Here is a 14,824-nt window from a genome sequence, read left to right as displayed (position 1 = left end):
CGCCTTCTATTGTGATCGAATTCGCGATAGAATTAGAGCATGAATTCGAAGGGGGAATCACTCGACACCACCGGCATCAGCGCCCTGATGACCGCAGTCACCAACGTCACCGACACTGTCGCGCACGGCGGACTCAACCGCCTCGCCGATACCGATGTCGTGGAATTCATGCGCCGCCTGGAAATCTGCAAACGCCAATTGGCTGCGTTGGATGCGGCTCTGGTGATCGAGGTGTCGGATCGGGATCTGCCGCGCAAGGCCGGAGTGAAGGACGCGGTGCCGTTCCTGCGTCAAACCCTGGGCCTGTCGCGGTATGACGCGTCGATGCGGGTGAAGATCGCCGCAGCGTGTGGGGAGTTCCTCGGGGTCGACGGCAAGCCGCGCCCGGTTGCTTTGGCGGCGACCGCGAACGCCTTTGAGACGGGCGTGATTTCCCGCGATCATGTGCGCGGCATCGTGGACATCATGACGCATCTGCCCGCCGAGATCCCCGCCCCGGCGCGGGTCGAGACCGAGGCGTTGCTGGTGGAGCACTGCGTGACCGGCATGCCCGATGACCTGCCCAAGATCGGACGCGAGATCCTCGCCCGCCTGGATCCTGAGGGCACGGTGATCTCCGATGCCGACCGTCGCCGCCGTCGCGGCATCACCATCAGCCGTCCCGGGGTGGATGGGATGTCGAAGATCGAAGGCTGGCTCACCCCCGAACTCCGCGCGCTGCTGGATGCGATCTTCGCCAAGCTGGCCCGGCCGGGCATGTGCAACCTCGACGACGCCGACACCGAAATCCTCACGGCCACGGCGCGGGTCGAGTCGAAGGTGTTGGAGGCGGCCGCGCGTCGCGACCGGCGCGACGCGGGGCAACGCACCCACGACGCATTGTTCGCCCTTGTCACTGCCCTGCAGCCGGGCACCGACACCGCCGCCGACGCTGTCGCTGCCACAGCTGCTACCGGTGTCGCTGCCGGTGCGGATGCTGGTGTCGCTACGGCGAAGCCGGGCAAGCCGGTGAAGCTGGGCAAGCACCGTGGCCTGCCGGTCGAGGTCGTCGTCACGATGAGCCTGGCCGACCTCGAGAAGGGTGCGGGCATGGCCACCACCGCCTCGGGCGGGCACCTGTCGATCAGCGAAGCCCTCAAGCTGGCCAAGAACTCTCGCCCCGTATTGGCGGTGCTGGATAAGGACGAGATCCCGCTCTACCTGGCTCACGGTGAACGCCTCGCCAGCTCCGGGCAGCGGTTGGCGTTGATCGCCCGCGATCGCGGCTGCACCCACCCGGGCTGCGATGTGCCCGCGAGTATGTGCGCCGCGCATCATGTGATCGATTGGGCCAAGGGCGGACCGACGGATTTGAACAACCTCGCCCTGGTGTGCGATCACCACCACGCGATGGTCAACGACAGCGAGCACGGGTGGCAGACGGTGATGTTGGGCAAGGACTCCGCCCACCCGGGCCGGGTCGGCTGGATTGCCCCGAAGGCGTTGGACCCCTCCCACACCCCGCAAGTCAACGACACCCATCACGTCGGCAAGCGGGTCGCCACGGCGGTCGATTCGAGTTGCCGGAGGTGGGGTTCACGGGCAGCGTGAAACCCGGCTGCTCGTCCCACCCGGGCGTGCGCAAAACAACGGGAAGTGTGGTCACCTCGCCTGCCCTACCGCACTTGGGCTGACGCCGGGTTGGGAGCCGCCACCTCACCTCCCAGCCCACGGACTGCACGCATCACCTTTAAAGACAAAAACCCAAAACCAAAAGACTCAAAAACCCTCCGCCCTCCAACTGCCCCGCCCACCAACAGCCCCGCCCACCAACAGCCCCGCCCACCAACAGCCCCGGCCTACAGATTGCCCGACCTACCGATAGCCCGCCCACCGATAGCTCCAGGCCACTGATTGTTACGGCCCACTGATTGCCCCGGCCGACCGACAGCCCCACCTACCAAAAGTCCCGCCCACCGAAACCCAACCGACCGACAGCCTGGCCCACCGACAGACCCGCCGACCGAGACCCTGCCGAAAGGCAACACGCCCAAAGACCGCAAGGCTCAACGCTTCCCGAGCCCAACACAGCCGGTCAGCTCTTTGACAATTCCACAGAGACGATGAACGGCCGAGCGGTGAGCGGGCTGGGACGTGAGTGAGGTGCCATAGGTGAGGGGGCTGGGAGGTGCGGTTGTTTCCGTGAGGGGGCTGGTGGGTGAGGGGGCCTCGCAAGCTCGACCCGCCTCTCTCCCTCCTCCAGGCATCTTTTGGCTTTTGTCTTTTCGGCGAGTGGGCTGGGAGGTGAGTGAGGTTCGGTAGGTGAGGGGGCTGGGAGGTGCGGTTTTTGCGGGAGGGGGCTGGTGGGTGAGGGGGCCTCGCAGGCTCGACCCGCCTCTCTCCCTCCTCCTGGCGTCTTTTGTCTTTTGTCTCTTTTGGTTTTTGGCTCTTGGGGTTTTGGTCTTTAAGGTTTTGTCTTGTGGCAGAACCCACTTTCGCCCCGGACGACCGCTGGCGCACCTATCTGACCTGGTGGCTGTTCTGGGGCTTCATTGGGTTCTGCGTGACGGGGTTTCTTTCGTTCCTGATCATCAGTGATATGGACGGGGTTCCGGCCTACTGCGGGTGGCGGCATCCGTGTTCGCCGATCATCCTTGGAAGCCTTGGCATGCTGCCGCTTTATGTGTGGGCTGGAGCCGGGGGGATTGCCTGGAAGCTGGGCCGGGTGGCACTGGATAGAGGCCGGAGGGCGGCTTGGGGGATCGTTGTTGGCGGGGTGGTGTTCGTTCCCGGCGTGATTCTCAGCCTCTATCTGGTGGCGGACTACTGGTGGCCCAGCTCTTGAGCGGGCGACGCTGGGGTCAGGGGGCGACGGAGCCCCAGTCGGCCATGCCGGTGGGGTCGTGGCGGCCCATGGTGCCGTGTTCGAAGAGTCCCCAGCCTTCGGCATCACCGCAGCGGGCCTTGCCGACGTGGTCGATGACGCCGAAGGGGATTCGGCCCGCGATGGCCGGGTCGGTGAGGTCGTAGAGCTTGCTCTCGACCCAATCGCGCCCCTTCCACTGGCCGTGCTGCCAGTCCGGGTCGCCGCCGTAGCCGCAGCCGACATTCAAAGCCATGAAGGTTCCCGCCTCGACTTCCAGCTCGAGCGGTTTGCCCTCGCCGGTGGTGAGGTCCAGGCGCACCTTGGTCGGGATGCGGGTGCCGGGCTTGTAGGTCAGATGCACACGCGGCCAACCGAGTTGCTCGATCCGCCCGTCCTTCCAGATGCGGGTGGCGTCGTTCAAGGTGCGGAAGCCGTTGGGCTCCTCCTGCACGATGACGATGATCGAGAACTCGTCGAACAGCAGTGGCACGTACAGCCACCAGAAGCCCTCGGACGGTTCGGAGGCCAGCCGTCCGGGATGATCGGATTCGCCGACCGGACGGATGCCCCACGACCGGTCCCGGGTGCCACACCACGCCGCCGGGTCGATCGAGATATCGGTTCCATCCACATTCAATGTCCCCGACCAGGTTCCGACCTGAGCGAACCGCTGCGCGTCGATGATCGGCCGATGCACCCCGGTGAGAATGGTGTGCGGCTGCTCGGCCACCGCCGGGAACGCCCCCTCCCACGTGAGGTCGAACGACAGATCCTCGTGCTCACACAGCACCCGAATCTTCTGCAGCGGTTCCACGATCTCGATGCGATACCCGCCGACCTTGGGTTCCAGGCTCCGCTCACCCAGCGCGTCGGAGAACCGCACCGCCCGCTGGGTGTCCCCGCGCCGCACGGTCGCGAAGGCGTCGGTCACGCCGAGGTTGGGATACACACCGAACCCGGTCACCAGGAAGGTGTCACTGCCCTTGTCCAGAGCGTTGAAGTAGTTGCGGTCGTAGAAGTTCCGATCGCTGGTCCCGACCCGCGACATGGACAGCGGAGTCTGATGGATCGGGTATTCATCGAGCGAGTTGATCTGATTCTGCGTCATCTCTCAATCCCACGAGTAGGTGCCGTCGAGCATTGCTTCCAGTACTGGCCGGTGCATCACGTAGTCGTCGCGGTCGTCATTGTCGGCTGCCTCGCCGAAGTGGATCATTCGCCGCCGAATCCGGGCCATCACGATGCCGTGCCGCAGCGCGGAATACATGAGGTACCAGTCCATATCCCGCGGGGCGTGCCCGGTGGATTCCTCGTAGAGCTTCTCCACATCCGCGCGCCGCATGTAGTCCGCCAGCCCCGGCTGGTCGAAGCGGGTGGCGATGTCCTGGAAGAACCGATGGATGAAAATGGTCCACGCGACATCGAGTTCACGCGGCCCGATGGCGGCCATCTCCCAGTCCAACACCGCGACCGGCTCGAACCCGTCGAACATGACATTGCCCGGCCGAGCGTCCCCCCAGCTGAGCACATCGGGCCCGGTATCGGTGGGGAAGTTCCGCTCCAGCCAGTCGAAGGCGCGCTCCAGCAACGGAATCCGGTAGCCGTCGCGGGCCAGCGCCCAGTCGTACCAGGCCCGTTGCGCCTCGAAATGCCGCCGCAGCGCCGAGCCTTCCCCGTCGAACATCGGGAATCGTTGCGCCGGATCGGGAATCGAGTGCACCTTGGCGATGATCTCGACGGTGTGCCGGGTGACCTGATACCGCTGTTCCGGCGTCGCCTCGTGCAGCCAGCCGGTGAACACGTAGGGCGGATTGTCCTCGGGCACACGGCCGTTCACCCGTCGCATGACGAAGAACGGCGCGCCCAGCACATTGTCGGTGCCGGTCTCGAGCCAGCACAGCGGCGGCACCGGCAGATCGGTGGCCTCGGCGACGCCCTTGATCACCGCGAATTGTGTTGCCAGATCGTACTTCTCGAACACCGGGAACGAGTTCGCGTCCGGCGCGAGCCGGGCCACGAAGGAGCCGCCCGCAGCTTCACCCTGCTCGGTCCACTCGGCATCGAAGAGCAGCGTCGTGCTCGACATGCCGCCCGCCTGGGGGCGAGTGATCGAGGTGACCCGCGGCGGCTCATCGGACTCGACCTTGGTCCCGAGCCACTGCGCGAGTTCGTCGGCGAGTTCGTCGAGATTCTGGTCGGAGACGGTGAGTTCCATCCGCTGATTGGGATCGGCATTGGCCGAAGTCATGAGGTCCTCCCTGCACGGGTGTAGCGGCGCGTGTCGCCGTGTGGTAAGCCCCCGTGCGGCACGTTGAGGGAAATGTAACCCGTTCTAAATGCGTCCGTAAGAGGATCGGACAGACCTGTTTCACCAGTACCGGTGACCGGGATGCGGGTTGGTCGCCACCGCGCGGTCGTGCTGGCACGTACGCCTCGAGAAGTAGTTCCTATCAGGCATATTCCGGGTCGGCTCAGGGTGATTCCGGAGGCGCGCGGCGAGTTGCCGTACCTACCGTCGATACGTGCAGACAATCGATACCGTCGCCGATCGCGAGGGCGAAAACAACGCCGCGGTCCGCTCGTGGAATCCCGTCGGCCGCATTCTTTTCCGATTCGGATTCCTGTACCTCGGGCTTTTCTGCGTCCTCTACCCGCAGCCGCTGTTCGCCTTCCTGGGCCCGATCGAACGCATGCTGCCCGACGGCTGGGTGCTCAAGTGGATGAATCCCACCGCGCCCATCGTGAAGTGGGTGGGGCGCACCGTCTTCGGGACCGATGTCGAACTTCACAGCACCGGCAGCGGCGATCAGGCGATCTTCTGGGTCCTGGTGTTCTGCATCCTGGTGATCGCGGTGGCCGGAACCGTGCTGTGGACCCTGCTGGACCGCCGACGCACCGAATACCACCGTCTGGCCGCATGGTTCCTGCTGTTCATCCGCCTGTGACTGGCCGGGCAGATGCTGGGATACGGCTTCGCCAAGGCGATTCCGAACCAGATGCCGCAGCCCGATCTCACCACCCTGCTCACGCCCTACGGTGACTTCGCGCCGATGGGTGTGCTGTGGAGCCAGGTGGGTGTGTCACCGGTGTACGAAAGCCTGCTCGGCATCGCCGAAGTGCTGGGCGGCCTGCTCTTGCTGCTGCCGCGCACCCAGTTGGCGGGCATCCTGCTGAGCCTGGTGGCCATGGCGCAGGTGTGGGTGCTGAACATGACCTTCGATGTGCCGGTGAAGCTGCTGTCGTTCCATCTGCTGCTCTTGGGCCTGGCCCTGCTGGTGCCCGAGCTGCCGCGGCTGACCGCGCTGCTGACCGGCCGGGCCGCCGGTCCCGAAGCCACCCCGCAACCGTTCCGCGGCCGCCGGGCGGTGCGGATCGCCGCCGCCGTGCAGGTGTTCCTGGCGGTGTGGATGTCGTCGGCCGACATCTGGGAGGGCGTGCGCGGCTGGCACGACTACGGCTTGGGGAGACCGAAGTCCGAGCTCTACGGCATCTGGACCGTCACCGAGTTCACCCGCGACGGCCAGCCGGTGCCGCCGCTGCTGACCGATGACACCCGCTGGCGGCGACTGGTTTTCGACCAGCCGAAGCTGGCCGTGGTGCAGCGCATGGACGATGAGCTGATGCCCTTCGGCGCGCAAATCGACACCGGCGCACACCGGGTGGTGCTGCATTCCCCGAAGACGGACACCGATGTGGCCACCCTGTCCTACCAGCAGCCCGCATCCAATCGCCTGGTGCTCGACGGCCAGTTGGACGGGCACCCCGTCACCATCACACTCGATCAGGTCGATCTCAATGATCTGGCTCTCCGCAAGGGCCGAGGCCTGCACCTGATTCAGGAGAGCGCCAACTTCGGCAAGCCTATGGGGGAGTGATGTCGCTGATCTGGTTGGTCCACAGCGGGTTCGAGGCGAAGAACTCACCGGACTCGGAGACGAAGGCGCGCTCGGCGGCGGCGTCACCCAGCAGCCGGGCGGCCAGCCAGGCGGTCGGATAGCCGAGGTACCCGAACACACCCGACGTGCAGGGCCAGGACGCCTCCGCGCAATCCGGTTGGCCCTGCACGTCATTGTGGTTCGGACCGACCAGCGTCCCCCACGCTTTCGGCACCGTGCCCGGCACCGCGTCGTAATAGGCACGCACGGACTGCAATCCGGCGGTCTCCGGCGGCAACGCCTGCTCCGACGGCGAAATAATGGTGTCCGCCGACCCGTTCACAAAGAACACCGATCCATCGGACACCCGATGAGTGTCCGGACACCCGCCCGCGAAGCACCACATCTGCGCCGGAAGCTCGATCGGCACCGCGGTCCTGATCCGCCCGCCGGAGTTCATCATGGCGTTCAACACCCCGGTAGCCCCCTGCGAATGCCCCACCGCGCCAATCGCATCCGTATCCAGCCGACCGTGGAACACACTGCCCGGGTCGGCGGCCACCGCCAAGAGCTTGTCCACCGCCCCCGCGATATCGACTCCGGATCCGGTGGCCGCGTTCTCGGTGGCAATCACCACGAAGCCCCAGGACGCGAAATGCCGCAGCAGATAGTCGTATTGGCTGGGATGCGCATTGGTCCCGTCACCCCAGGTGATAATGGGATGCCGAAACCCATTGGCTCCCAAGCTCGTCGGATACCAGATGTCATAGGCCGCCCCCGTGGAGTCGCAACAGGCGAAGGCCTGCTCCGCCGTCACCGCCCACGGCCCGGGTTGCGAATACGTCGATTCCACCGCTCCCGCTACCGAATCCGCGTGTCCGATCGGATGCCCCACCCCCAATGCCATCCCCCAGGCCATCGACACAGCCAACACACAACTGCGAATCAACGCGGCGCAGCGGGTCATAGCCATCAAGCATAGAATCGCCCGACCGGTTTCCGACGCAAGATGCCCCCGTCACGGTGAGCTTCGTATCGATTGCTGGACAGCAGCCGGGCGATTGTTTCCTGTCGCACGGCACGCCGTACGCTGAATCCTTGTGCAGAACGCCTCAGCCACCCCCGATGACCAGCTGGTTCCGGATTCGCAAGCCTCGACCGGTGACCCGAACTACCTGGTCGGCCTCGATCTGAACGGTCGCCGCGTGGTCGTGGTCGGCGGCGGCACGGTGGCGCAGCGGCGGCTCGGGCTGCTCATCGCCTCCGGCGCGGACGTGCACGTGATCAGTCGTGAGGTGACGCCCGCGGTCGAGGGCATGGGCACATCCGGTCAGATCAGCATCGAATTGCGCGCCTACGCCGACGGTGATCTGGACGGCGCCTGGTACGCCATGGCCTGCACCGACGAGCCCGAGACCAATGCGGCCGTGGTCGCCGAGGCCACCCGCCGCCGGGTGTTCTGTGTGCGCGCCGACACCGCCCGCCTCGGCACCGCCGTCACCCCGGCGACCGCCCGCTACGACGGCATGACCCTCGGCGTGCTCGCGGGCGGCCAGCACCGCCGCTCGGCCGCGGTCCGCAATGCCCTGCTCGAGGCGCTGCAATCCGGTGTGGTGACCGATGATTCGGCCCCCGTCGCCCCCGGCGTCGCCCTGGTCGGCGGCGGTCCCGGCGATCCGGACCTGATCACCGTGCGCGGCCGTCGCCTGCTGGCGCGCGCGAATCTCGTTGTCGCCGACCGGCTCGCGCCGCCCGAGCTGCTGGCCGAACTGGGCCCGGACGTCGAGGTCATCGACGCGGCCAAGATCCCCTACGGCCGGGCGATGGCCCAGGAGCACATCAATGCCGCGCTCATCGAGGGCGCGAAGGCGGGCAAGTTCGTGGTCCGGCTCAAGGGCGGCGACAACTATGTCTTCGGCCGCGGCTACGAGGAACTCGAGGCCTGCGTCGACGCGGGCATCCCGGTGACGGTCGTCCCAGGTGTCACCAGCGCGATCTCGGTGCCCGCCCTGGCCGGTATCCCGGTCACCCACCGCGGTGTCACCCACGAATTCGTGGTCGTGAGCGGCCACGTCGCCCCCGACCACCCGGATTCCCTGGTCGACTGGCCCGCCCTGGCCCGGCTGCGCGGCACGATCGTCCTGCTCATGGCCGTCGAGCGCATCGAAAAATTCGCCGACGCCCTGATGGCCGGTGGCCGCGCCGCCGACACCCCGGCCACCGTCATTCAAGAGGGCAGCCTCCGCACCCAGCGCATTCTCCGCGCGGATCTGGCCACCATCGCCGAACGCGTACGCGCCGAGGGCATCCGCCCGCCCGCCATCATCGTCATCGGCCCCACCGCCGGTTTCATCGCGGGCGCGCCGGACATCGAGTGACTAGTGCGGAGTATCGAGGAACTAGTCCGAGGGTTCGGGCGCGGAGCCCCCGAGGTGCTCTTGGGGGTTCGGGGGCGAAGCCCCTGAGAGTTACCGAGAGTTGGTGACTCCACTACAGTGGCCACGTGCTCGATAACCCCGCTGCGACGATGCAGTATCCGGTGACCAAGCGGGCGTTCGGGCTCGCCATTCTCGTACTGAGCGGGCTGCAGCTGATGGTGGTGCTCGACGGCACCGTCATGATCCTGGCGCTACCGCGACTACAAGAGCAGCTCGGGCTGTCCAGTGCGGGCAGCGCGTGGACGGTGACCGCCTACGGTCTGCCCTTCGCGGGATTGATGCTCCTGGGCGGTCGGCTCGGCGACTCGTTCGGCCGCAAGCGGATGCTGATTCTCGGCGTCACCCTGTTCACCATCGCCTCCGCGCTCTGCGGCACCGCGCAGAACGAGGCGTGGCTGATCGCGGCTCGCGCCCTGCAGGGCACGGGCGCGGCCATTGCCGCGCCGACCGCGTTCGCGCTGGTCGCCAGCACCTACGCGCCCGGGCCCGCCCGTAATCAAGCGATCGCCATCTTCGGTTCCATGGTCGGCGTCGGCTCGGTCGGCGGTCTGGTCATCGGCGGCGCGCTCACCCAGGTGGACTGGCGCTGGATCTTCTGGATCAATGTGCCGATCGGTCTGCTCATTGTCTGGGGCGCGATCTACCAGCTGCGTGACACCGAGCACCGCCGCATGTCCATGGATGTGCGCGGCGCGATCCTGGGCACGCTGGCATGCGTGTCGATCGTCTTCGGCGCGACCGAGGGTCCTGAAATGGGTTGGAACTCACCGGTCATCCTCGGCACGCTGATCGGCGGCTTCGTGCTGCTGCTCGTGTTCGTCTTCGCCGAGCGCGATGTGGAGAACCCGCTGCTGCCGTGGTCGCTGTTCGACAGCCGCGACCGCGTGATCACCTTCGCCGCCATCTTCCTGGCCTCCGGCGTGCTCGGCGCGACCACCTTCTTCGTCGCCCAGTTCCTGCAGAACGTCTTGCGCTACAGCCCCTTGCAGGCCGGTCTGGCCAGCATCCCGTTCACCCTCGGCGCGGGCGTCGGCACGGCGGTGGCGTCCAAGGCCTGCATGTACATTCGGGCGCGCTGGCTGCTGCTGGGCGCCGCGGCGGTGCTGGCCGGTGCGCTGTATTTCGGCTCGACACTGGACAGTTCGGCCGACTATTTCCCGACCCTGCTGGTCATGATGTCGATCGTGGGCTTCTGCATCGGCATGGCCATCGTGATCCTGCCGCTGTGCGTGCTGGTCGGTGTGGACATGGCCCATATCGGCCCGCTGTCGGCGGTCGGGCAGATGTTCATGAACATGGGTACGCCGTTCGCGGTCGGCGTGCTGAGCCCGGTCGCCCTGTCGCGCACCCTGTCGTTGGACAAGGGCGCGACGGGCAAGGTGAGCGAGATGTCGCAGCATCAGATCAATGCGCTGGGCAGCGGATACACCTTCGTCCTGCTGGTGTGCGCCATCGGCACCGCGATCATGGGGTTGCTCGCGTTGACGCTGCGGTACACGCCCGCGCAGTTGGCGCAGGCGCAGCACGCGCAGGACGAAGCGCAGAAGAACTGACGCGCAAGCGAATCAGGGCACGCGCGTCAGGCCGATGGCCGTCTCGGTGAGACTGCCGAGGTAGATCACCCCGTCCTGTTCGGCGACCCCGGTGACCATGGCGTAGTCCGTGCCCTCCCGCTGCAGATCGTGAATCAGGTTCCCCTCGAAGTCGAACGCCTGCACCCACACCGTGCGCGCCGGTTTCGGTTGCAGGCGTTGGGGAATCGCCCACACCAGCCGTCGCAGCAGGCCGGGGAGCGGAAGCAGCATGTCCAGCAGCGGATTTCGCGGCGTGACCAGCGCGACCCAGACCAGCCCGTCGCTGCCCAGTCCCATATTGTCGGGGAAGCCGGGCAGGTTCTCCACGAAATAGTCGTGGGTGCCCGCCTTGTCTCCGGACAGCCAGTAGCGGGTAATGCTGTAGCCACCCGTCTCGGCGACCAGCACGCACGAGCGGTCCGGGGCCAGCACGAGGCCGTTCGCGAATTTCAGCTCGCCGACCAGGGTTTCGACGCGGCCGTCCGGATGTCGGCGCAACAGCCGCCCGGTTTCGGAGTGCTCGAGCATGTCGCCCATGTACTCGTCGAGCTTCCAGCGCCGGGTGGATTCGGTGAAGTAGACGGTGTCCCCGTCGGCGAACACATTGCTGGTGAAATTCAATGGCACGCCCCCGATCTCGTCGACCAGCACCGTGATCTGCCCGCCCGGCTTGTCCAGCCGCAGCAGTCCGCGTTCGGCATCGCAGATCAACAGCGACCCATCGGAATTGGCGTGCAGTCCGAGCGGCCGTCCGTCGGTGTGCCCGATCTGCTCGACGGTCCCCTCGCCGGGATCCACCGCCACCAGCGCTCCGTTCGCGAGCCCCGCGACCACTCTGCCGTCGGCCGCGACCACCACATCCTCGGGCCCTTCGCCGGGCACTTCGATCCGCTGTACCGCGGGCATCGGTGGTTCGCTGTGCTTTTCGCGCGCGCGTGGCGTGGCCTTGGGTGGCTGCCAGCGCCGAGGCTGTAGAGACATGGGTCAATTCAACCCCGTGACGGGCGGTACTTGGGTGTCAACAGATGTTGGCCTACACTTGTGGGCATGAATGTGGAGACGACTCCCCGGCGCTCGGACGCCACCAAGGCCGCCATTCTGGAGGCCGCGCGGCGCCGCTTCGCCGAGGACGGCTATCGGAAGGCAACCATTCGCGCCATTGCCGCCGATGCCGACATCGATCCCTCGATGGTCATGCGGTACTACGGCAACAAGGACGGATTGTTCGACGCCGCACTGGATATCGACCTGGAGCTGCCCGATCTGGCCGCGGCCGTGCCGGATTCGCTCGGTGCCCTGATAGCGGGCCGCTTCCTCGAGCTGTGGGAGCAGCCGCCGACCAGTGAAATCCTGCTCACCCTCATGCGATCGGCGCTCAGCGACGACATCGTGGTCGAGCGCATGCAGCGCATTTTCGCCCAGCAGATCATGCCCGCGGTGTTGCGGTTCGGCGATCCCTCCGACGCACCGCATCGCGCGGGATTGATCGCCACGCAAATTCTGGGCCTCGCGCTGTGCCGCTATGTGCTGAAGCTGCCGCCGGTGGTGGCGTTGACCCACGAACAGATCGTGGCCGATATCGGTCCCACCGTGCAGCGTTACCTCACTCTGGGCCAGCGGTGAACCGATTCGCGCAGTGGTGAAAACCACCGTGCCCGAGGCCTTTTCTCCGCGCGGAACTTCGGTCACACTGCCTCGATGGGGATGAGCCTGCACGCGGAGCTGCTGGACCGCTGGACGAAATTGGCCGGGCCGCAGGCGCGGGCGGTGGGGGAGGACCTGGTCCGCCGCTACAGCGAGCCGCACCGCCGCTATCACACGGTCGAGCATCTGGCCGCCATCCTGGCCGTCATCGACGATCTGGCCGCCGACGCCGCCGACCTGGACGCGGTCCGCTACGCCGCCTTCTTCCACGACGCCGTCTACGCCATGGACGGCGGCGACAACGAGGAGGCCAGCGCGCGCCTGGCCGAATCCACCCTTCCCACATTGGGAGTCGACCCGGAGACGGTCGCCGAGGTGGCCCGCCTGGTCCGCCTCACCGGCGGCCACCACCCCGAACCGACCGACCGCAACGGCGCCGTCCTCTGCGACGCCGACCTGGCAATCCTCGCCGCCGACCCCGCTACCTACGCCGCCTACACCACGGCCGTCCGAGCCGAATACGCCCACGTCCCCGACGACCTCTTCCGCGCGGGACGCGCCGCCGTCCTCACCGCCCTGGCCGACCAACCCGCCCTCTTCCGCACCCCCACCGCCCGCGCCCGCTACGAATCCGCCGCCCGAGCCAACCTGGCCGCCGAATTGGCAACCCTCACAAGCGATTAGCGCTGTCCGTCAGCGGGTGCCGTATTTGTAGGTCTGTTTGCGGAGCTTGAGGTACATCATGATTTCCGCGTGGCGGACGCCCGCCAGGGCGCGGATGCGATTGGAGACGAGGTCGAGGAGGGCCTCGTCGTCGGGGCAGACGGCTTCGCAGAGGATGTCGTAGCGGCCCGCACAGACGACCACGTAGTTGATTTCCTCGATGGCGGCGAGGGTGTCGGCGACCGGTTGGACCGGGCCGTCGACGGTGATGGCGATCATGGCCTGGCGAAACAGGCCGACCTGGAGGGGGTCGGTGACGGCGACGATCTGGATCACTCCGGCGTCGGCCAGTTTCTGCACGCGCTGGCGCACGGCCGCCTCGGAGAGCCCGACCGCCTTGCCGATGGTGGCGTAGGCGCGGCGGCCGTCCTCCTGGAGTTGGGCGATGATCCGCTTGGAGATGTCGTCGAGGTGCGGAGCTCCCCGGCCGGAGGTCTGGTCGGTCACGCGAGATCATCCTTCCCGATGCGCACGGTACGTTGGATGGCACGCCGGTTCCGGCGGCCTTCGGTCCGACAAGGATGATCTCCCGTGAAGTACGTTCCGCGCGCGGTTCTGTTCCTCGGCATTCCCGCGCTTCTGTTCGCCCTGCCGTGGTGGCTGCTGGTGTACACCACCCTGTCCGGGACCTGGTTCTGGCTCGGCTCGGCGGCATTCCTGCTCGGCTATCTGGCGCTGCCCGCGGGCATGCTGCTCGGCCACGGGCCCCGGCAGTCGGATGCGGCGTCGCTGGTCGGGGACACGCTGCTGGGTGTGATGTGGGTCCTGTTCACCTGGTCGGTGATCGGTGCCGTCGTGCGGGCCGGGCTGGGTGTGGTCGGTGTGGACGACCCGGCACGCTCGCGGATCGTTGCGGTCGGCGTGCTCGCGATCTGGGTGGGATTGACCGCCTGGGCGATCTACGAGGCGCGTCGCGTGCCGCGGGTGAAGACCCTGGACGTCGAGATCCCCGGTCTCGGAGCGGGTTTGGACGGTCTGCGGATGGTGGTGGTCACCGACACCCACTACGCGGCCACCGATCGCCTGCGCTGGTCGGAGCGGGTGGTCGAGGAGGTGAACGCGCAGCGCCCCGATATCGCCTGCCACGCGGGCGATCTCGCCGACGGGTCGGTGGCCGCGCGCCGGGCGCAGGTCGATCCGCTGGGCAAGGTCGACGCCGAGTACGGGCGCTTCTACATCACCGGCAACCACGAGTACTTCGGCGACGCACCCGGCTGGATCGACCACATGTCCGGCCTGGGTTGGCAGCCCCTGCGCAACGCCCACGAGGTCATCACCCGCAATGGCGACAGCCTCGTCCTCGCGGGCATCGACGACCCCACCGGTGTTTCGCTCCCCGGCCACGGCCCCGACATCACAACCGCCCTGACCGGAGCCGACCCCGCGCTCCCGGTAATCCTGCTGGCTCATCAGCCCAAGCAGGTCACCGACGCGGTGTCCGCCGGTGTGGCCCTACAGATTTCGGGCCACACCCACGGCGGCCAAATCTGGCCCTTCCGCTACCTGGTCCGCCTCGACCAGCCGGTAGTGGCGGGCCTCTCCCGCCACGGCACCCACACCCAGCTCTACACCAGCCGAGGCACCGGCTTCTGGGGCCCCCAACTCCGGCTCTTCGCCCCCAGCGAAATCACGGTCCTGATCCTCCGCGCCCCGAGACAACCCGCCGCGCTGCCCTCCTGATTCGGCGCCGCTGCCTCGACGCCCCAGCCCCCGTAATCCCAGCGT

12 protein-coding genes and 1 pseudogene are annotated in these 14,824 nt (G+C 67.0%); 8 read left to right on the top strand and 5 right to left on the bottom strand.

Annotated features, from left to right (window positions below):
- The first annotated feature begins 39 nt into the window (after positions 1–39).
- The gene (locus tag VMT40_RS09875) at positions 40–1,590 is read left to right on the top strand and encodes an HNH endonuclease signature motif containing protein (protein WP_326357681.1); all 1,551 of its coding nucleotides are present in this window, start codon (positions 40–42) and stop codon (positions 1,588–1,590) included.
- Positions 1,591–2,458: 868 nt separating this feature from the next.
- On the top strand, positions 2,459–2,824 hold the full coding sequence (locus VMT40_RS09870; protein WP_326357680.1) for a hypothetical protein: 366 nt from the start codon (positions 2,459–2,461) through the stop codon (positions 2,822–2,824).
- 16 nt (positions 2,825–2,840) lie between these two features.
- Here the strand turns inward: VMT40_RS09870 and VMT40_RS09865 are convergent, their stop codons facing one another.
- Positions 2,841–3,953 carry a hypothetical protein gene (locus tag VMT40_RS09865; RefSeq protein WP_326357679.1) on the bottom strand — a complete coding sequence of 371 codons (1,113 nt, stop codon included), beginning with the start codon at positions 3,951–3,953 and terminating at the stop codon, positions 2,841–2,843.
- 3 nt (positions 3,954–3,956) lie between these two features.
- Positions 3,957–5,093 carry a phosphotransferase family protein gene (locus VMT40_RS09860; protein ID WP_326357678.1) on the bottom strand — a complete coding sequence of 379 codons (1,137 nt, stop codon included), beginning with the start codon at positions 5,091–5,093 and terminating at the stop codon, positions 3,957–3,959.
- A 274-nt stretch (positions 5,094–5,367) separates the two neighbouring features.
- On the opposite strand from VMT40_RS09860, the pseudogene VMT40_RS09850 reads away from it, so the two are divergent.
- Positions 5,368–6,720: pseudogene (locus VMT40_RS09850) on the top strand (DoxX family protein).
- Here VMT40_RS09850 and VMT40_RS09845 read toward each other — a convergent pair.
- Positions 6,707–7,693 carry a poly(ethylene terephthalate) hydrolase family protein gene (locus tag VMT40_RS09845; protein WP_326357675.1) on the bottom strand — a complete coding sequence of 329 codons (987 nt, stop codon included), beginning with the start codon at positions 7,691–7,693 and terminating at the stop codon, positions 6,707–6,709. The pseudogene VMT40_RS09850 and the gene VMT40_RS09845 overlap by 14 nt on opposite strands.
- Positions 7,694–7,853: 160 nt before the next feature.
- On the opposite strand from VMT40_RS09845, the gene cobA reads away from it, so the two are divergent.
- Positions 7,854–9,098, top strand: coding sequence for a uroporphyrinogen-III C-methyltransferase (gene cobA, locus VMT40_RS09840; protein ID WP_326358559.1), 1,245 nt, complete (start codon positions 7,854–7,856; stop codon positions 9,096–9,098).
- A 149-nt stretch (positions 9,099–9,247) separates the two neighbouring features.
- Complete coding sequence (locus VMT40_RS09835) at positions 9,248–10,711, top strand: MFS transporter (RefSeq protein ID WP_326358558.1); 1,464 nt, start codon at positions 9,248–9,250, stop codon at positions 10,709–10,711.
- A 12-nt stretch (positions 10,712–10,723) separates the two neighbouring features.
- Here VMT40_RS09835 and VMT40_RS09830 read toward each other — a convergent pair whose 3' ends face one another.
- Positions 10,724–11,713, bottom strand: coding sequence for an SMP-30/gluconolactonase/LRE family protein (locus VMT40_RS09830; RefSeq protein WP_326357674.1), 990 nt, complete (start codon positions 11,711–11,713; stop codon positions 10,724–10,726).
- A 66-nt stretch (positions 11,714–11,779) separates the two neighbouring features.
- On the opposite strand from VMT40_RS09830, the gene VMT40_RS09825 reads away from it, so the two are divergent.
- Positions 11,780–12,355, top strand: a complete 576-nt coding sequence (locus VMT40_RS09825) for a TetR/AcrR family transcriptional regulator (RefSeq protein ID WP_326357673.1) — start codon at positions 11,780–11,782, stop codon at positions 12,353–12,355.
- A gap of 75 nt (positions 12,356–12,430) precedes the next feature.
- The gene (locus VMT40_RS09820; RefSeq protein WP_326357672.1) at positions 12,431–13,060 is read left to right on the top strand and encodes an HD domain-containing protein; all 630 of its coding nucleotides are present in this window, start codon (positions 12,431–12,433) and stop codon (positions 13,058–13,060) included.
- 9 nt (positions 13,061–13,069) lie between these two features.
- Here VMT40_RS09820 and VMT40_RS09815 read toward each other — a convergent pair whose 3' ends face one another.
- Positions 13,070–13,546, bottom strand: a complete 477-nt coding sequence (locus VMT40_RS09815) for an Lrp/AsnC family transcriptional regulator (protein WP_326357671.1) — start codon at positions 13,544–13,546, stop codon at positions 13,070–13,072.
- 84 nt (positions 13,547–13,630) lie between these two features.
- Between VMT40_RS09815 and VMT40_RS09810 the strand changes: the two genes are divergently transcribed.
- On the top strand, positions 13,631–14,779 hold the full coding sequence (locus tag VMT40_RS09810; RefSeq protein ID WP_326357670.1) for a metallophosphoesterase: 1,149 nt from the start codon (positions 13,631–13,633) through the stop codon (positions 14,777–14,779).
- Positions 14,780–14,824: the final 45 nt, after the last annotated feature.

Source organism: Nocardia sp. CDC160 (genome assembly GCF_035818795.1).
Classification (GTDB): Bacteria; Actinomycetota; Actinomycetes; order Mycobacteriales; family Mycobacteriaceae; genus Nocardia.
Note: the sequence above shows the minus strand (reverse complement) of the source record. Positions and strands in the feature narration are given on the sequence as shown.

Bases quoted from the DNA above. Each gene is read 5' to 3' on its own strand.
- VMT40_RS09875 (WP_326357681.1), top strand. From the start codon at position 40: ATGAATTCGAAGGGGGAATCACTCGACACCACCGGCATCAGCGCCCTG.
- VMT40_RS09865 (WP_326357679.1), bottom strand. From the start codon at position 3,953: ATGACGCAGAATCAGATCAACTCGCTCGATGAATACCCGATCCATCAG.
- VMT40_RS09830 (WP_326357674.1), bottom strand. From the start codon at position 11,713: ATGTCTCTACAGCCTCGGCGCTGGCAGCCACCCAAGGCCACGCCACGC.
- VMT40_RS09825 (WP_326357673.1), top strand. From the start codon at position 11,780: ATGAATGTGGAGACGACTCCCCGGCGCTCGGACGCCACCAAGGCCGCC.
- VMT40_RS09860 (WP_326357678.1), bottom strand. From the start codon at position 5,093: ATGACTTCGGCCAATGCCGATCCCAATCAGCGGATGGAACTCACCGTC.
- VMT40_RS09845 (WP_326357675.1), bottom strand. From the start codon at position 7,693: ATGGCTATGACCCGCTGCGCCGCGTTGATTCGCAGTTGTGTGTTGGCT.
- VMT40_RS09820 (WP_326357672.1), top strand. From the start codon at position 12,431: ATGGGGATGAGCCTGCACGCGGAGCTGCTGGACCGCTGGACGAAATTG.
- VMT40_RS09835 (WP_326358558.1), top strand. From the start codon at position 9,248: ATGCAGTATCCGGTGACCAAGCGGGCGTTCGGGCTCGCCATTCTCGTA.